Origin of the sequence: Lysinibacillus sp. AR18-8 (genome assembly GCF_001705465.1) — a bacterium.
GTDB lineage: Bacteria > Bacillota > Bacilli > Bacillales_A > Planococcaceae > Lysinibacillus > Lysinibacillus capsici.
In genome coordinates, this window is the sequence record NZ_MDGU01000005.1 from 168,187 (window position 1) to 185,291 (window position 17,105).

Genomic DNA, 17,105 nt, shown 5'->3' on the forward strand with positions numbered 1-17,105 from the left:
TTTGTAAAAAATGAAACCTAAAATAGGAGATAATCGTAAACTAGGTACCAGAAATAAAGGAGCGTTTATAATATGGCTAAGCAAATAAAAAAATATATGGCTGTGACAACGGCATCTTTGATGGCTGTGCAGCTTGCAGCATGTGGAAATAGTGAAACTCAAACAGCAGAAGAATACCCTTTAACTACTTCTAATCAGATAACTGAAGATCAAAATCAAGCAAATACAAGTGATGAAATAGAAATTGTTTACAATAGTGAAATGGCTGATGCCTGTGATGAATGGCAAGAAGGTGATGATGGTTCCTTTGAATGTATCGATGAAAATTCACCTTACTATGCCCAGCATTTCTTTAATGGTTTGATGTATGCAACGGCTGGAGCCATGATAGGAAGTGCGATATATAAAAGTCGCAATTTAAAAAATGGTACAGATCGAGATGAGCAAAACAATGGTGGCGGCTCAGCAGTGCCACGATCGTCATCAAGCGCTAAGGATGAAAGTAAACAAACAAATGGTATAACAAACAGTACGCAAAATAAGGCTAGTTCAACTTCAGGTAGCTCAACTTCAAGTGGATCAAATTCTTATTCGAGTGGACAACGCTCCTATTCGACGGATAGTTCATCTAAGAGTTCCAATTCCTACTCCAATAGCTCTTCCTCAAGCACAGGAAAATCGGGCTTTGGTTCAGGTGGGGCATCTCGTGGCGGCTCGTCCTCCTCGTAAGGTTAGGATAGGGAGTGAAGAACATGATGAATCACACACAGCAACGACAAGCATTTTACTCAAAATTCCCTGACTTCTTTCCTGACTTTGAGGATTTAGAGTACGCATTATATGATGTTTTAGAATTGCCAAAGCAACAAATTGATCAACTTCATTATGCAACACAAATGCTTTGGCGCATCTTTTTAAAAGTCGGGAAACAATTTAAACATTTATCGGTCGATCAGCTCTTAGCCTTAGGTATTCGACCGGAAATGATCCCATATATTCAATTAGATTATTTACAGCAGCAATCAATTCTGGCACGATTTGATTTTATTTGTACAGAGGAGGGCTACATTAAATGTTTAGAGTTAAATGGAGAAACCCCTTTTCTTGTACAAGAAACCTTCAAGATGAATGACGCACTATGTCAGCATTTTGGCTATAAAAATCCCAATGATGTAACAGCCTTACAAAAAGCATTGTCGGGCGCTCTTTTTGCTGCCATTCAATATTTACATAATGTCAAAAAGCCGAAGATTGTCATCACAGGAAAAACAGCGAAAGAGGACTACGAAGAGTATTGCCAGGTACAGTTTATCAAGTCCTGTATTCCTTTTGACATTGAGTATGTGCCCATACAAGAGCTTATCATCTTTTCTAGTGACACGTCTGAGGTAGCACAAGGTCTTTATACACCTAAAATGGAGAAAATTGATATTTTATTTAGACCCGCACACCCTGTAGAGTTTTTAATAGATGATGTGGCAGCAGATGGTGATCGCATTGGCTTGCATCTTTTAGAGCTTGTCAAAAAACGACAGCTAGCAATTATTAATCCACCTGCTGCCTATGTATTACAATCGAAAATCTTATTATGGTTAATATGGGAGCGGAGAAATGATCCATTGCTCTTTACTTCTGAGGAACGAGCAGCTATTTTGCAATATATGCTTCCTACATACCTTACAGCAGAACCATTTATTCGTGATGATGTACCCTATGTCAAGAAGCCTGTTTATTCTCGTGAGGGAAATACAGTAGAAATTTACGCAGGAAGTGGGCGGAGAGTAAATGCTTCCACATCCAAACACTATGATGATAATTTGTTTATTTACCAACAGTATGTGGAGATGCCTAGTATAACAGTGCAGTTAAAAGAAGGATATCGTGCTAAGAAGTGGCTAATTGGCTCATTTGTTGCTGATAATTGTGCATGTGGTTTAAGCTGTCGGGTAGGCAATCAAATTACAGAATGGGATTCACATTGGTTAGCCGTTGGTTACAAGGAATAGCAAATCTATAGTGCTGAAAAACAAAACCACCCATAAAATTTTTTTAGAAGGTGAAAATGGATTGCCGTTGCAGGCTACTTGCTTTCCTGTGGGCGAGCGCCGAACCGCTTCCTTCGCTCCGCTCCGTTTAGCGTTTTGCCTGACTCGCTATCCCACGGGAGTCAAGTAGCCTTCCACTCCAACCTACAAAAGTGTTATCTTTTTAGCAAAGGTTTTCAAATAAAGTGAAGGTGTTCACTTCTTGTCACTCATCACTTCTCCACATTGAAAATAAGAGCTTATCCCCTCTATGAATACAGATAATGGGCGATTTTATTACTATGCTACTATTAAAAAAGTAAAGACACTTTGCAGAATGGTTGATTGGAGAGGAGCCAGCGTCACTCTTAGGGGATTTAGCGTCACTGATGAGACCCTGGAGCGAACGTAAGTGAGAGAAGCGGCTCATTGGACGCCCCCTGGAAAGGACGCTGGCGGAACGGAAATCAACCCTTACCTTGCCAAAAGGTTTTATTTCTCCTAGCGATATTATCTTTTTTCAACAACATGAATTGGGCGAGACTTTTAAAAGTATCGCCAATCGTTTGGTCCTTATTCATTCCAGCCTTTACAGACATCAATCCATTCTTTATAGGGAGCATATGTTTCAAGTTCTGAAATGGTTACCTCAATGGCTGAATTACTACTACCGCACGCTGGAAATACTGTAGTAAAACGTTTTAAAGATTCATCTAAATAAATGGCTACGCCATCATTCACACCAAAAGGGCATACACCTCCGACATCATGGCCGATCATCGTCTCCACATCATCTTTGGATAACATCTTTGCCTTCGTACCAAATACGGCTTTATATTTTGCATTATCGATTTTTGCGTCACCAGCAGCCACAATTAAGATCGCTCCATCATTTACAAGAAAAGATAAAGATTTTGCTATGCGCTCTGGCTCACAGCCAAGCGCCTGTGCTGCTAACTCAACTGTTGCGGAGCTTTCTTCTAATTCTTGTATTTTGTGTTCTACATGCCATTGTGCTAAATGGCGACGTACTTTTTCAATTGCCATATGTACACCCTCCTACTTGTATCAATTATGCCCTAGCATAGGTTGTCGAGATTTTTTGAGATTTTCGAAAAGATCCCTTTTCTATAGTTGATATACCACCTTCATACAAAAAGCATTCATTAAATCCAGACAAAATTAATTTTACCATAATTTTCAGAATATATAGTTGTGAATGCTTTATCTTTCGGGTACCATTGGTGTAAGGAGTGTAAAATTACACTAAGGAGGTCTTTGTATGCTTAGATTATTACAAATAGTATCTATATTAATTGGTTTGTCCTTTGTGACATTAATAGTGGCATTCATGATCACATTGAGTGGTGGGCTGCATTTAATTAATTTGGTCTTTACTATACCCATTTGTTTATTTGTCTGGATTGTATGTAGTATGTTTAAATGGACCAACACAAAAAAACGAAGGGGCTTGCTATTTGGTGTCATGGGAATCGCCCTGTTGATTGCAGCCATTAAACCGATTCAACATTATTATAAAATGAGTATTCCCACTGTTGATGCGGAAATTGATGTAACAGTCTATCAGCCATTTGTTCCTGGCAATGAAATAGTGAAAAATAAAGCTTCCTTACAATTGACAGAGTCATTACCACGACTAGATGGTGCAACAGCCATGTACCCTTTATATGCGGCTTTTGTGGAGGCTACTTATCCCAAAGGGGAATATCCTCCATATAATAGTAGAGTTCAAGTAAGTCGTACACCAGAGGCCTATCAAAATTTAATAGCTGGAGATGTTGATTTGATCTTTGTGGCAGCCCCGTCCACCTCACAAGAATGGCAGGCAGAAAAGGAAGGACTTACATTTGATATGACGCCAATTGGTCGAGAGGCATTTGTCTTTTTTGTGCATCGTAAAAATAAAATCGATAATTTAACACTTGAGCAGGTCAAAAAAATATATGCTGGAGAAATAACTAATTGGCGTGAAGTGGGTGGGGAGGATGAGGCCATTCGTGCTTTCCAACGCCCAGCAGATAGTGGAAGCCAAACGACACTAGAAAAGCTGATGGGCAATACGCCAATCATGGAGGCACCCACTGAAGATGTTGCATCAGGAATGGGCGGAATCATTCGTGAAGTGTCGCAATATCGAAATTATAAAAATGCCTTGGGCTTTACGTTTAGATATTATTCTACAGAGATGGTTGGTAACAAAAAGATCAAATTACTATCCATTGACGGAGTAGCACCAACAAAAGAAAATATTCAAAATGGTACATATCCTTTAGTGTCTGAATTTTATGCCATCACAGCAGGAACGGAAAATCAAAATGTACAGAAACTGATTGATTGGATACTTTCTGAGGAAGGGCAGGCAATGGTAGAAAAGGTCGGTTACGTACCAGTGGAAAATCATTGAATAGTTTGCTATACTAAGAGTAATAATCGAATAAAAGTTTTCTAGGGTTCCGTAGCGCTTGCTAGTCTGGTCCGAGAGAAAACCACAAATTGATTTTGTGACACGGAAGGATAAAAGCCTGGGAGATACTGTTTAAAGACAGTTTCTTCAGGCTTTTTTTGTTTGGCTAAAATCAAGTCATTTGGCGAATGCTGAAAAAGTAGTTGGATCATCCAATTATTCGGCCGTGTCTTATAAAATGGAGGGATTTATGATGAATAAACAATGGATCAGCGTCATTATAGCGGCTTGCTTTGAAGTTGGCTGGGTCATTGGGTTAAAGCATGCAACAAGTGTACTAGAATGGATTGGTACAGCAATTGCCATTTTTATTAGTTTTTATTTGCTCATTAAAGCAGGTGAGCATCTACCAGTTGGGACCGTTTATGCAATCTTTGTCGGATTAGGAACAGCTGGTACTGTATGTGCGGATAGCTTGCTATTTGGAGAGCCGTGGAAATTAGCAAAAATCATATGTATTGTTGTGTTACTTGCAGGAGTTGTAGGCTTAAAGCTAGTAACTGGAGAGCCTAAGGAACAAGAGGTGAGTGAATAATGGCATGGATGGCATTAGTTGTTGCAGGGTTATGTGAAATGTTGGGCGTATATATGATTAGTAAATATAATAAGACAAAGAGTATGAAAAATTTAGGACTGTTGATTGGTGCATTCACCTTAAGTTTTGCAGGCCTTGCCTATGCGATGGAAACATTACCAATGGGTACTGCCTATGCGATCTGGACAGGGATTGGTGCAGCTGGAGGAGCGCTGCTAGGTATGCTGTTTTTTAATGAATCTAAGGACTGGCGACGCATCATTTGTATTGTCCTTGTATTAGGAGCAGCAATCATGTTGAAATTGCTATCATAATTAATCAGGCACTCCTCTTATGCAGGAGTGCCTGTTTTTATATTATTTTTTTACGTCTTTTGTCCATTCAGCCACTTTATCTGGATTAGCATCAACCCATTCTTTCGCAGCATCTTTTGGATCTTTACCATCCATTACTTCTAACATAACACTTTCTAAATCTTCTGCTGTCCAGTGGAAGTTATCGAGTACTGAATATACATCTGGTAAATCTTCTTTTAAGCCTTTACGTACGAATGTATTAATCGTTTCTTCTCCACCATATACACCCTTTGGATCTTCTAAGTATTTAAGATCATATTTCGCAAATTTCCAGTGTGGTGACCAGCCTGTGACAATAATCTCTTCCTTATCTTTCAGCGCTTTTGATAATGCAGTTGTCATCGCACCAGAAGAAGAAGTAATAAAGTTCCAATCTGCTAAATTATCATATTCTTCTAATGCTTTTTCTGTAGCAGCAGTAATGCCCGCACCTGGCTCAATACCAGTGATTGTATGATCTGCTTCATTAGATAAATCTTCAATAGAATTGACATCCATATAGCTTGGTACAACTAAACCGATTTTTGCACCAGCAAGGTTTTCACCTAGCTCATCTAAATCAGCTTTATATTTTTCATATTGTGAAGCATGTGTATGTGGTAGCCAAGCAGCAACCATTCCATCAGCCTCTCCTTTCGAGACAGCCTCCCACATGATCGCATTATCCAAAGGAGTTAATGTTACATCATAACCTAAATCTTCGAGTACCTGCCCAACAACATTCGTTGAGGCAATTTCTGTATCCCACTCAACATAGGCTAGGTTTACCTCCTTAGAATCACTGTTTTTTCCAGAACTTGAGCCTGAGTCGCCTCCACTACATGCAGCAAGCATGAAGCCTAGACCTAGAGCCATTCCTAACTTTGATAGTGTTTTCAGTTTCATCGAATCTCCCTTTCTCTTCATCATTTTGTATCCAAACTGCCGACATCCACCGGAGGATGGATGGTAGCAAGAAAGATGACATTTTTATAATGCTTTCTTTTTATTGAGGCTTTGTGTTAAACGGTCAATAATGATCGCGAAAATAACTAAGCCTAATCCTGCAACGAAGCCATTCCCAACTTGAGTACGTTGAAGGGCTGTTAATACTTCACGTCCTAGACCAGGAGCCCCAATCATAGAGGCAATAACTACCATAGAAAGTGACAGCATAACGGTTTGGTTAATCCCTGCCATAATGGTTGATTTAGCAAGGGGGATTTCTACTTTAAATAATTTTTGGCTAGCTGTACTACCATAGGAGTCTGCAGCTTCCACTAATTCTTTTGGTACTTGACGAATACCGAGGTTTGTCATACGTACAGTTGGGGGTAAAGCAAAGATAACGGATGCAAAGACACCAGGTACAATACCAATACCAAAAAAGGCAACGGCTGGAATTAAATAGACAAAGCCAGGCATTGTTTGCATGAAATCTAGTATTGGTTTAATAATGTTTTCAGCTACCGTTGATTTTGACATTAAGATACCTAGTGGAATACCGATGATGATGGATATAATACTGGAAAAGATCACAAGCGTGGTTGTTTCCATAAGATGAGTCCATAATCCTTGGTTATAGATAAACAACAAGCCAATTAATGAGAATGCAGCAAGCCCTAACTTTTTGCCTGAAACGAAGAAGGCAAATATCACGACAAGAAGTATAAGAATAATGGCTGGGATACTAATTAATAAATCAGTGACCTGATTCATGAGTAGTTTTCCGAATTGCTGAATAGAGTTAAAGAACGCTGAAAAATTACTCGTCAACCAGTCCATAGCTGATTCTACCCACGGAGCTAGTGGTAATGTTGGAATATTATCTAAAAAGTTATTCATGTGATTCGGCCTCCTCATCGCTAGTTGACAGTGCTTGGATGACAACGCCTCTAATTAGTACACCAAGCAAGCGACCATCTTTCACAACGGCAATAGGAGTAGGAGAATTATAAATCATCCCTAAAATATCCTGTAGTAGCATATCTGGTGGAACAGTTAATACTTCTGATTGCACAATAGAATGGACGGTTTGCTCTTGTTTCTTCGCTGCAGCTAGTGCATCGTCTGCAGTGATATAGCCTTTTAAATGTCTATTTTTATCAACAGCCATTAATAAACTTACAGCCTCTTGACGCATACGCTTTAGTGCCACTTTAGGGCCATCTAGGTCTGTATTGACATAAACTGGACGTACCATGACATTTTCAGCTGTCAATACTTTAGAACGATCCACATCTTCCACGAATGTTTTGACATAATCATTTGCTGGGTTGGTTAATATTTCTTCACCCGTACCAATCTGAATGATAGAGCCATCCTTCATAATGGCAATGCGATCCCCAATGCGTAATGCTTCATTTAAATCATGTGTGATAAATAAAATAGTTTTTTTCAATGTTTGTTGTAGATCGAGTAGCTCATCTTGCATTTCCTTGCGAATCAATGGATCAAGTGCTGAAAATGCTTCATCCATTAGTAATATTTCAGGATCATTAGCAAGGGCTCGTGCTAAACCAACACGCTGCTGCATACCACCTGATAACTGATTTGGATACTGGTCTTTATAAGCGAGTAATCCAGCATTTTCTAAAGCCTGTTCAGCTTTTGCTTGCCGTTCTTCTTTTGAAATACCTCGAATTTCAAGGCCATATTCGGTATTTTGAAGTAATGTACGATGGGGGAATAAACCGAAGTTTTGGAAAACCATGCTCATTTTGTTTCTTCGTACAGACCGTAGACTTTCTTTTCCCATGGTAGAAATATTTTCTCCATCGATATATATATTTCCGCTCGTTGGTTCAATTAGGCGGTTTAAAAGCCTTATAAGCGTAGATTTGCCACTTCCTGACAATCCCATAATAACAAAGATTTCTCCTTCGTTGACAGTAAAGCTTGCATCGTATACTCCAACAGTTGCACCTGTTTCTTTTAAGATATCAGTCTTACTTTTTTGTTGCTTAACGAGTTCTAGTGCTTGGGGAATATGTTTGCCAAACACTTTCGATACGTGTTCTATTTTAATTTTTTCCATAGAAGCACTCCTTTCGTAGATTATTACTATGTGAGGATAATGATACCCAAAAATAAACAAGTAACAACCTTACTGTAGCAAAGGGTTGTTACTTTTGTCAAATCGACAAATAAGAAAAAACCCGCTTAAACGCTGTTATATCAGCGCTTAAACGGATTTTAATTTGGGTATAAAAAGCTTTGAACTCTAGCGAAACTTTCATCATTTCCAACAAAATAAATAATGTCCCCTTCTTCAAATGAGACATAAGGACCAGGGGATAGTAATAATTTATTGCCACGTCGAATACCAACGATAGTACTAGAAGTATTTTGCCAAAAATTTAAAGCTTGTACAGTTTGATGAATGCATGGACTATCAGCTGTCATTTCTAATTGATAGGGGATGAACGGATTGACTGACCGGTAATGCTCTGTGCGGCTAATTAGTTGCTTTGCCTTGTCTTGTAAATTAATCAATTCATGATGTTGCTTTTGAATACTTGTCAAAAGCTCATTTTGTATTTCATGAATCGATTGTACATCATGAAACTGTCTGACGAATTGAGCCGCTTTTTCATACGATTTTATAATTACGCCACTACCTTTTGAAGCTTCAACAATTTCTAAGTCTTGCAAAACGGCAATAGCTCTTCTTGCCGTCTCAGCAGAAACATTATATTGACTGGCAAGAGAGGATCTTGCATATATTTTATCGCCAATGCTGTATTTTCTTTCAACAATCTTGGAGGCGAGATCAATGGCTATTTGTTGATATTTTGGTTGCTTTAGTTGAACATTTTTTTCTAAGTTCATGTTAAACTTCCTTTCGTCATTACAGTACCACAGCTTATTATAGACTAGCCTGCACAGAAAAAATAGCATCTCCATAAGCTAGTAGTATATGATGAAAAAGTAATAATAAAATTATCATCGCTAATAATTATAATTAAAGAGTAATAGCTGTCGATTGACACTTTTTAGTTATTATTATAAACTAAGTTACGTTATGTAAGTGATGTGAAAATACATGTGCTCAGTTGGTGAATTTAGCCAACTGTTTCTATAGAAGGTTGGAGATTAATATGACAATTACAACTAAAGTGATGGACTTAGTAAAAGATAAAATGACGTTAGTAAAGCATACAAATACAGAGAATATTTGCCTAGTTGGACCAGTGAAATTACCTGTAAAACAAGGCGATTTTTCTGCAACTTTTCAATGGTATAACTGGCTTAAAATTGATGCGAATTTAACTAAAGAAGAAATCATTGATGGATTAGCCGCTGCTAATTTAGCATTTTTACAACAATCCTCTGTGCTTGTATATGGTGATTTTACCCATTCAGAAGATGCTTTAATCCGAATGCATAGTATTTGTCACACAGGCGACATATTTGGCAGCCAGCGTTGTGATTGTGGATACCAGTTGCATGAGTCTATGAAAATGATAGTTGAGCATGGCTGTGGTGCGATATTTTATTTAGCTGATCATGAAGGTCGTGGTATTGGACTATTCTCTAAATCTCTTGCTTATTTATTGCAAGAGGAAGGGCTCGATACAGTTGAAGCAAACCATGCACTTGGCTTCCCAGATGATACACGTTCTTATGACGAAGCACTTGCGGTATTAGCTACACTGCGTACCAAACCAGTAACACTTATTACAAATAATCCGAAGAAATTGGCTGCATTACAGGCTCGTGGCATGGCTGCGGAAGGGCATGTTCCTTTATGGGGCGGTTTGACAGAGACGAATCGTTTTTATTTAGAAACGAAAGTTGAAAAATCTGGACATATACGTGAAAAGCAATAGGTGGAGGTTGCGATGATGATGAATGTAGATGAAAAGTATATGCAACTGGCTTTGGATTTAGCAGCTAGTGCTAAAGGAAATACGAACCCTAATCCACTTGTTGGGGCTGTAATCGTGAAGAACGGTGTGATTGTAGGTACAGGTTTACACAGAAAAGCAGGGGAACCACATGCTGAAGTGCATGCTTTTCGAATGGCTGGAGAGCATGCACTGGGTGCTACGTTATATGTAACGTTAGAGCCTTGTTCACATTATGGTAAGACACCTCCTTGTGCCAATTTAGTGAAGGAATCTGGTGTCAGTCGAGTGGTAATTGCTATGCAAGATCCAAATCCAGCAGTAGCAGGTCGTGGCATCCAATTGCTACAAGATGCTGGAATAATGGTGGAAGTGGGGGTTTTAGAGCAACAAGCGCGCCGTTTAAATGAGCGTTTTATTCACAATATGCTTACGCATCGTCCTTTTGTTATTTCAAAATTTGCTATGACTCTAGATGGGAAAATTGCTACGCATACAGGACATTCAAAATGGGTAACTGGAGAGGGTGCACGTGAGGATGTTCACCATATTCGTCATGAAGTAGATGGAATTTTAGTTGGCGTGGGTACAGTCATTGCTGATAATCCTTCTTTAACAACAAGACTAAAAGAAGGATATGGAAAAAATCCAACACGTATTATTATGGATAGTTCTCTACGTACACCTGACAATGCAAATGTCTTGAATACAGAGGATGCACCAACGATTCTTGTTTGTAGTGACGACGTAAGCCAAGAAAAAATTCATTTATTTACAGAAAAAGGTGTTACAGTTTTACCCGTACAAAAAAATGAATATGGATTACAGATTGATGAGATGCTTGAAAAGCTTTATATACACGGCATAACAGATATTTTGCTAGAAGGTGGAAGTAAAATGAATGCTTCCTTTTTACAGCAAGGTGCAATCGATAAATATGTAGTATATATAGCACCTAAAGTTTTGGGTGGAAATCTATCGTTAACGCCGTTTGCTGGCTATAATCCCTCTCTCATGCATGAGGCATGGAATGTTGAGTTTGCATCATTTGATAAAATAGGCGAGGATTTGCGTATTATTGCCTATCCAAAGCAGGGTGAAGAAAAGTGAACTATCAAGCAGATGTCTGTATAGTAGGGGCAGGTCCTGCTGGTGCATTGTTATCCTACCTACTTGCTAAAAAAGGGCTGTCAGTGATTTTATTAGAGCAAAATGTAGCACTTGGTCAGGCATTTCGTGGCGAGCATTTAAATGAGGAAGGGGAGGCTGTTTTAAAAAGCCACCATCTTTTCGAAGCAGTCGAGGCACTCGGTATATTACGAATGGAGAAACTTGAGTATTATGCTGGTGGCAGAGCATTTAAAACAATTCTTCCAGATGAAGCAATAGGACATTTAGGCATTCATGTACCACAGGCAAATTTATTAAAAGGAATTTTACAAAAAGCACAGCTGTTCCCTAACTTTACATGCTTGCTACATACAAAGGTAACAAAGCTGATCGCGGATGCTACTGGTCATTATAGAGGCGTTATGGCGATAAAAAACGGAGACCCTATACAAATCGATAGTCAGTTAATTATCGGTGCAGATGGTCGTTATTCTACTATTCGTAAGCAAGCACATATTGATGTTCAGAAACAGAAGCATGGCTTTGATTTACTGTGGGCTAAAATTCCTGCGCCAGCTGATTGGGAACCATCCATAAAAATGGCACTCATCGATAATAAGCAGCTGTCATTGTTTACACAAGTTGGTGGTTATCTTCAAATAGGCTGGAATATTGAGCAAGGTAGTTTCCCTCAGCTTCGAAAACTAGCATTTACACCCTTTATCCAGCAGCTTGTGGAGGCATTTCCAGAATTAACGAAGACAGTGCAGGCACAGATAACTTCCTGGCAGGATTTTGTTTTGCTTGATGTCTTTAGTAGCCATTGTAATAGTTGGGGGACAAAGGGCCTTGTCTTGCTAGGGGACGCTGTTCATACAATGACACCAACAGGCGCTTTTGGGCTGAATAGTGCACTAAAAGATGCAGATTGTCTTGCATCATTGCTAAATAAAGACACACTAGCACAATTTAACGTACAATATTTTCAACAAATGCGTAAGCAAGCCATTGAGGAAGTATTAGCAAAACAAATTGAAAAAGAACAGACATTTGCTTCTAACTTTATAAACAAGGCTTCGTGAAAGGACGAACAACTAGATGAAGTTTGGCTTTGATATAGATGACACATTAATTGATTTACGAGCACATGCCTTTTCACTTTATAATAAAAAGCTTGGCAAAAAGGTTTCCTTTGAAACCTTTCAAGCGATACAACGAGTAGAAATTCATGAACCATTTGGATTAACAGATGAGGAAGGAACTGCCTTGTGGAATAGCGCATTGGAAGAGATCTATTTTACGGACTGTCCATCTTTTGATGGTGCTTTAAAAGCCCTCCAAGCTTTAGCAGAGCAGGGACATGACATTTACTATATTACATCTCGTCCAAAGCAATATTGTGCGCAAACAAAAGCTTGGATGGAGGCACAGGGCTTTCCAATAACAGACGGTCATTTTTTTTGTGGCATGCAAGATGCAGAAAAGGTAGCCATTATAAAAGAGCTTGCTTTAGATATTTATGTAGATGATAAACCAGCAGTACTTGAGACACTTCATGATGTGACAACTAAGGTAATCTTAAAGAATCAATCTTATAACCAGCATGTAAATCTTCCACGTTTATATGATTGGCAAGAGTTTCAAACTATGTTAACAAAATAAAGGATTGGTGCAACGACTAACCGTTGTACCAATCCTTTTTTGCTAAAATCGACTAAGTTTAAAGGTAGATAAATCTTGTTTACTTTTGCCTTCTATAATTAAATCTGCAAGAGCTTCTCCAACGGCACTACTAAATTTAAAGCCATGACCAGAAAAACCTGCAGCAATCACAATATTCTGATGTTCAGGTAAAAAGTCGATGATGAAATCTTCATCTGGTGTCATCGAATACTTACATGTTTTTCCGTATTTAAGCGTTCCATGCTGAGGCATAAACTGATCAATGAAGTTTTGTAAGTCAACAGCATCAGACGCATCAAACGGACGTAGAGGGTCGTTTGGATTAACCACATCACCACCATCGTGTCGTCCAAGTTTTAACCCCGCTCCATCAATACTTGGAAAGCCGTAGTAGGTTGAATCGGCAAATTCAAAGCAATAGGCAGGAAAAACTTCATCACGATACAGCTGCTCATCTGCCTCAAACCATGCAAAGGTTTTCCGCGTTGGTGTGACGGGTATGCTCACATCTACTGTTTGTAATAATTCTGTTGCCCATGCACCCGCCGTTACTATTAATTGCTTTGCTTTATAGCTATTATGTACTGTTTGTACCTGTACAATATCACCAGCTTGGATAGCCAATACTTTTTCATTTGTTCGGAGGCTTGCACCCGCCTCCAAGGCTAATTTTTTATAGGCGTGAATACATGCTTCAACACGAAGGACACCAGCTGTAGGTTCAAAGCAAGCAACTAAATTTTTTGGCAAGAATAACCCTGGCCATTTGTTCATTGCTTCAGCAGGTGAATAGTGTTCAATTGCTAAATTATAGAGCGCAGCACTAGCTTTCACATTTTGAATGAAGGCACATGTTGGCTCTCCAATATTAACTACACCAGTTTGCAAAAATAAGCTTTCATTTGCTAAAGACTCTAGCTCTAGCCAAAGCTCGCCAGCTCTTTTTACAAAAGGTACATAGCTAGCTCCTTCACCATAGGCAAAGCGAATGATTCTTGTATCCCCATGATGACTACCTTCTTCATGGGGTGGAGTAAAGGCATCTAGCATAAGTACATTTTTTCCTTCCTTTGCTAAAAAGTAACCAGCCGCCATCCCCATGGAGCCAGCACCAACTATTATGACATCATAGTCCATTTTAATCCCTACTTTTTTACTCTAGTATAACAGATTTATAGGGAAGGAAACAGAAATTTTAGAAAATAAATAGACACAGCACCTGCAATCCGAATGGACTAGAGATGCTGTGCGTTGTAGATAGCTACTATTTTGAGCTTGGTAAAATTTTATTAAGGAAAATCGCTACGAGCGCAGCGGTTGCAATAGGCGAACCAAATAAATACTGCACGGTTGTAGGTAAGGAATACAGGAAATCATCAGGCAATAATGTCAATGCTAACGTTAAAATAACAGGAATCGCGATGACATACATTTCCTTTTCACCAATATGTTCATTTTTCATGACCTGTAAACCACTAATGGCTATTATGCCGCAGACGATCACAAATACACCACCAATAACAGCTGAAGGAATTGCTGAGATGAGTGCTGCTAATTTACCAGAGAAGCCGAAGACGATAAACCAAATACCTGCTGCTATAAAGACACGACGGCTCGCAATCCCAGTAATAGAGATAACACCTGCATTTGTTGAATAACCTGTCACAGGAGTGGAGCCAAGTAAAGAAGCAATAAAGCAGCCAATTCCTTCACCAATAACACCACGGTTAATTTGTTTATTTGTTAAAGGTTGGTCGATGACATTGCTAATGGCAAACCATGTTCCTGTTGTTTCAGCCATTAAGACAATATATATAATGACCATTGTGATAATAGCAGAAAAATTAAAGCTAAAACTAAAATCTGCAAATGGAATTTGTGGCATGCTAAACCATTTGGCTTGCGATACAGGAGATAAATCTAAAACACCCATGATATTTGCTGCAATACTACCAGCAATTAAGGCGATGATAACAGAAGCAATTCGGAATAGACGTCCTTTTTGATGGAAGACTGTGCCTAACATGACACAAATAATTAATACGAATGCTGAGATAAGTGCTAAATAAATGTTTTGATTTATGGATGCGCCTGCACCATTAAAAATATTATCACTTAAACCAACAGGCATTAAGGACAATCCAACCACAAAGATAATCGTTCCACCAACAATTGGTGGAATAAATGTTTGGACAATTTTATTGAAGATACCTGTATAGCCTAAAATAATAACCAAAATGGCTCCAATTAAACTAGCACCTAGCACAGTACTCCAACCTAAATCACCACTACCACTTGCTGCATAGATCCCAACAATAGCACCAAGTGGAACATAGGATGGACCTTGTGCCATCGGTAATTTCATACAAAAATGTGTTTGCACAATCGTCGCGACCCCAGCTGCAATAAAGGTTGATTGAATCAAGGCGCTTGCCTGACCAGTTTGTAGACCGATTAGCATGGCAATTAAAAAGGGCACCACATAAACATCCATAGCCATAACATGCTGTAAACCGAGTAGAGCAGACTGACCGAACGAAATTTTTTCATCTGGTAACACGGTTAATTGTGTTTGTTTTGTTTGATTAGTTAGTTTTCTATGTTGTGTTTCCACGAAGTTGTACACCTCAAAATGATAGATTTTTATTAGAGAATAAGAGAATGATTAGCCTCTCGTATGAACTTTATTTCCTTGCACCCATACCTCGCGGATATTTTCTGGGCGTACAAGATACATGATTTTTTGGAATATATCGTGTAAATCTTCATTTGGATCAAAAATCGGAAGCCTAGCAGTAGGAATTTTTGTATCGATAATTTGTACATCCCATGTATAGTTTTCCTGTAAACGGCCAATTGGAAGACTTAAGCTTTCTCCACCACCAGCTGTCGCTAGATAGAAGGCCTCATTTATTGTAATGCGTGAATTTGGGACACCACGCTTTTCGGCGGAAATGGTTGTATCTACACCATCCTCTAGCATTCTCGATGACATAACAGCTTGTCTTGCATTATCAAAAAGACTTGGAGAAAATCCGCCTGAAACATCTGAACCTAGTCCAATATCAACGCCCATTGCATGAAAGCGGGCGATTGGAATCACGCTGTTAGCAAAATAGGCATTAGAGATTGGACAATGACCTATGGCAGTGCCAGTTTCAGCAAATAATCTGGCATCCTCATCGCTTAAGAAATTACAATGAGCCATGACAGATTTTTCACCTAACAAACCAAAATTATGTAAGGCGACGGCATCATTTTTGTTGAATCGTTCTTTGACGTAGCTGTGCTCCCAGTCACTTTCACTACAGTGTGATTGGATATGTGTATCATATTTCGCAGCTAATTCACCTAAGCCCTTTAAGGCACCGTCTGTACAGCTTGGAATAAAGCGAGGAGTGACAACGGGGTAAACACCCTGTTTAGTCGTTTTGGCTAAATTTTTTACAGCTAAAATAAATTCCTCCGTATCCTCTAATGCGGTTTTTGTGTTTTCATCTCGATAAAAATCAGGATTCTGTTCAGGATCGTCCATGACCACTTTTCCGACTAATCCTCGTTGTCCCTTTTCAGCACAGATTTTCGCTAAAAGTACACTGGCCTCCTTATGGACCGTCGCAAAATATAATGATGTAGTTGTACCATTGGCAAGTAGTGTGCTTACTAAATCCTCATAAACTTCTTGAGCAAATACTAAATCGGAGAATTTTGATTCGATAGGGAAAGTATATGTGTTTAACCAATCGTAAAGAGGAATGTCTAAAGCTGTCCCAGATTGTGCCCATTGAGGTGCATGTACATGCAAATCGACAAATCCCGGTAGGAAATATTGGCCTTCAGCTAATGCATGGAAGTTATTTTGATCTTGATATGTAATTAATAGTTGTTGGTAATCAGGTTGTTCGGGAGCGATAGTTTTAACAATCATACCGTCAGCATTAATGAAAAATAAATAATCCTTTAAAATGTGAACGTCAGTAGCAGATTTACTAGTAAAAGCTGTTCCTTTGAAAATATACGTATATTCAGACATAAAAACCACCTTAATGTTCGTTTATTGATAATAACACGGATTATTATAGG

At 38.8% G+C, this 17,105-nt stretch carries 17 protein-coding genes and 1 riboswitch; of the genes, 9 read left to right on the forward strand and 8 right to left on the reverse strand.

The genetic code is table 11. The features are described from left to right. Positions 1-72 precede the first annotated feature (72 nt). Positions 73-729: a hypothetical protein gene (locus tag BFM98_RS04365; protein WP_066036614.1), complete on the forward strand. Its 657-nt coding sequence runs from the start codon at positions 73-75 to the stop codon at positions 727-729. A 23-nt stretch (positions 730-752) separates the two neighbouring features. Next, a complete protein-coding gene (locus BFM98_RS04370; RefSeq protein WP_066036615.1) occupies positions 753-2,006 on the forward strand; it encodes a glutathionylspermidine synthase family protein in 1,254 nt (417 codons plus the stop codon). Positions 2,007-2,597: 591 nt separating this feature from the next. Here the strand turns inward: BFM98_RS04370 and BFM98_RS04375 are convergent. Beyond that, positions 2,598-3,071, reverse strand: coding sequence for a YbaK/EbsC family protein (locus BFM98_RS04375; protein WP_066036616.1), 474 nt, complete (start codon positions 3,069-3,071; stop codon positions 2,598-2,600). A gap of 235 nt (positions 3,072-3,306) precedes the next feature. On the opposite strand from BFM98_RS04375, the gene BFM98_RS04380 reads away from it, so the two are divergent. The 3 genes from BFM98_RS04380 to BFM98_RS04390 all read left to right on the forward strand — a co-directional run bounded on the left by BFM98_RS04380 (position 3,307) and on the right by BFM98_RS04390 (position 5,358). Further along, positions 3,307-4,449: a PstS family phosphate ABC transporter substrate-binding protein gene (locus tag BFM98_RS04380; RefSeq protein ID WP_066036617.1), complete on the forward strand. Its 1,143-nt coding sequence runs from the start codon at positions 3,307-3,309 to the stop codon at positions 4,447-4,449. Between the two features lie 30 nt (positions 4,450-4,479). Then, positions 4,480-4,576: riboswitch (guanidine-I (ykkC/yxkD leader) on the forward strand. A gap of 126 nt (positions 4,577-4,702) precedes the next feature. After that, positions 4,703-5,044, forward strand: coding sequence for a DMT family transporter (locus tag BFM98_RS04385; protein ID WP_004232293.1), 342 nt, complete (start codon positions 4,703-4,705; stop codon positions 5,042-5,044). Beyond that, complete coding sequence (locus BFM98_RS04390; protein ID WP_066036618.1) at positions 5,044-5,358, forward strand: DMT family transporter; 315 nt, start codon at positions 5,044-5,046, stop codon at positions 5,356-5,358. Before BFM98_RS04385 ends, BFM98_RS04390 begins: the two co-directional genes overlap by 1 nt. A 42-nt stretch (positions 5,359-5,400) precedes the next feature. Here BFM98_RS04390 and BFM98_RS24135 read toward each other — a convergent pair whose 3' ends face one another. From BFM98_RS24135 to BFM98_RS04410, 4 genes are all read right to left on the reverse strand, one after another. Further along, positions 5,401-6,285, reverse strand: coding sequence for a glycine betaine ABC transporter substrate-binding protein (locus tag BFM98_RS24135; RefSeq protein ID WP_048391254.1), 885 nt, complete (start codon positions 6,283-6,285; stop codon positions 5,401-5,403). An 84-nt stretch (positions 6,286-6,369) separates the two neighbouring features. Beyond that, positions 6,370-7,224 carry an ABC transporter permease gene (locus tag BFM98_RS24140; RefSeq protein WP_048391252.1) on the reverse strand — a complete coding sequence of 285 codons (855 nt, stop codon included), beginning with the start codon at positions 7,222-7,224 and terminating at the stop codon, positions 6,370-6,372. Next, positions 7,217-8,416, reverse strand: a complete 1,200-nt coding sequence (locus BFM98_RS04405) for a quaternary amine ABC transporter ATP-binding protein (RefSeq protein WP_048391251.1) — start codon at positions 8,414-8,416, stop codon at positions 7,217-7,219. The genes BFM98_RS24140 and BFM98_RS04405 overlap by 8 nt, the downstream gene beginning before the upstream one ends. 158 nt (positions 8,417-8,574) lie before the next feature. Further along, positions 8,575-9,210: a GntR family transcriptional regulator gene (locus BFM98_RS04410; protein WP_066036619.1), complete on the reverse strand. Its 636-nt coding sequence runs from the start codon at positions 9,208-9,210 to the stop codon at positions 8,575-8,577. 269 nt (positions 9,211-9,479) lie between these two features. On the opposite strand from BFM98_RS04410, the gene BFM98_RS04415 reads away from it, so the two are divergent. The 4 genes from BFM98_RS04415 to BFM98_RS04430 are packed head-to-tail and all read left to right on the forward strand — an operon-like array spanning position 9,480 to position 13,001. Beyond that, on the forward strand, positions 9,480-10,211 hold the full coding sequence (locus tag BFM98_RS04415; protein WP_048391249.1) for a GTP cyclohydrolase II: 732 nt from the start codon (positions 9,480-9,482) through the stop codon (positions 10,209-10,211). A gap of 15 nt (positions 10,212-10,226) precedes the next feature. Further along, positions 10,227-11,339 (forward strand): bifunctional diaminohydroxyphosphoribosylaminopyrimidine deaminase/5-amino-6-(5-phosphoribosylamino)uracil reductase RibD, encoded by a 1,113-nt coding sequence (ribD, locus tag BFM98_RS04420; RefSeq protein WP_081011052.1) that lies wholly within the window; start codon positions 10,227-10,229, stop codon positions 11,337-11,339. Then, complete coding sequence (locus BFM98_RS04425) at positions 11,336-12,421, forward strand: FAD-dependent monooxygenase (protein WP_066036620.1); 1,086 nt, start codon at positions 11,336-11,338, stop codon at positions 12,419-12,421. Before ribD ends, BFM98_RS04425 begins: the two co-directional genes overlap by 4 nt. A 16-nt stretch (positions 12,422-12,437) precedes the next feature. Continuing rightward, a complete protein-coding gene (locus tag BFM98_RS04430; RefSeq protein WP_066036621.1) occupies positions 12,438-13,001 on the forward strand; it encodes a 5' nucleotidase, NT5C type in 564 nt (187 codons plus the stop codon). A gap of 42 nt (positions 13,002-13,043) precedes the next feature. On the opposite strand, the gene solA is transcribed toward BFM98_RS04430, so the two are convergent. The 3 genes from solA to guaD all read right to left on the reverse strand — a co-directional run bounded on the left by solA (position 13,044) and on the right by guaD (position 17,055). Continuing rightward, complete coding sequence (solA, locus tag BFM98_RS04435; protein ID WP_066036622.1) at positions 13,044-14,159, reverse strand: N-methyl-L-tryptophan oxidase; 1,116 nt, start codon at positions 14,157-14,159, stop codon at positions 13,044-13,046. Positions 14,160-14,286: 127 nt separating this feature from the next. Further along, on the reverse strand, positions 14,287-15,636 hold the full coding sequence (locus BFM98_RS04440) for a uracil-xanthine permease family protein (RefSeq protein WP_048391244.1): 1,350 nt from the start codon (positions 15,634-15,636) through the stop codon (positions 14,287-14,289). Positions 15,637-15,687: 51 nt separating this feature from the next. Next, positions 15,688-17,055 carry a guanine deaminase gene (gene guaD, locus BFM98_RS04445; RefSeq protein ID WP_066036623.1) on the reverse strand — a complete coding sequence of 456 codons (1,368 nt, stop codon included), beginning with the start codon at positions 17,053-17,055 and terminating at the stop codon, positions 15,688-15,690. Between the last annotated feature and the right edge of the window lie 50 nt (positions 17,056-17,105).

Excerpts from the sequence above, each read along its gene's own strand:
- guaD (WP_066036623.1), bottom strand. The coding sequence starts at position 17,055 with ATGTCTGAATATACGTATATTTTCAAAGGAACAGCTTTTACTAGTAAA.
- BFM98_RS04385 (WP_004232293.1), top strand. The coding sequence starts at position 4,703 with ATGAATAAACAATGGATCAGCGTCATTATAGCGGCTTGCTTTGAAGTT.
- BFM98_RS24135 (WP_048391254.1), bottom strand. The coding sequence starts at position 6,285 with ATGAAACTGAAAACACTATCAAAGTTAGGAATGGCTCTAGGTCTAGGC.
- BFM98_RS04370 (WP_066036615.1), top strand. The coding sequence starts at position 753 with ATGATGAATCACACACAGCAACGACAAGCATTTTACTCAAAATTCCCT.
- BFM98_RS04390 (WP_066036618.1), top strand. The coding sequence starts at position 5,044 with ATGGCATGGATGGCATTAGTTGTTGCAGGGTTATGTGAAATGTTGGGC.
- BFM98_RS04415 (WP_048391249.1), top strand. The coding sequence starts at position 9,480 with ATGACAATTACAACTAAAGTGATGGACTTAGTAAAAGATAAAATGACG.
- BFM98_RS04365 (WP_066036614.1), top strand. The coding sequence starts at position 73 with ATGGCTAAGCAAATAAAAAAATATATGGCTGTGACAACGGCATCTTTG.
- ribD (WP_081011052.1), top strand. The coding sequence starts at position 10,227 with ATGATGAATGTAGATGAAAAGTATATGCAACTGGCTTTGGATTTAGCA.
- BFM98_RS04410 (WP_066036619.1), bottom strand. The coding sequence starts at position 9,210 with ATGAACTTAGAAAAAAATGTTCAACTAAAGCAACCAAAATATCAACAA.
- BFM98_RS24140 (WP_048391252.1), bottom strand. The coding sequence starts at position 7,224 with ATGAATAACTTTTTAGATAATATTCCAACATTACCACTAGCTCCGTGG.
- BFM98_RS04375 (WP_066036616.1), bottom strand. The coding sequence starts at position 3,071 with ATGGCAATTGAAAAAGTACGTCGCCATTTAGCACAATGGCATGTAGAA.
- solA (WP_066036622.1), bottom strand. The coding sequence starts at position 14,159 with ATGGACTATGATGTCATAATAGTTGGTGCTGGCTCCATGGGGATGGCG.
- BFM98_RS04380 (WP_066036617.1), top strand. The coding sequence starts at position 3,307 with ATGCTTAGATTATTACAAATAGTATCTATATTAATTGGTTTGTCCTTT.
- BFM98_RS04430 (WP_066036621.1), top strand. The coding sequence starts at position 12,438 with ATGAAGTTTGGCTTTGATATAGATGACACATTAATTGATTTACGAGCA.
- BFM98_RS04405 (WP_048391251.1), bottom strand. The coding sequence starts at position 8,416 with ATGGAAAAAATTAAAATAGAACACGTATCGAAAGTGTTTGGCAAACAT.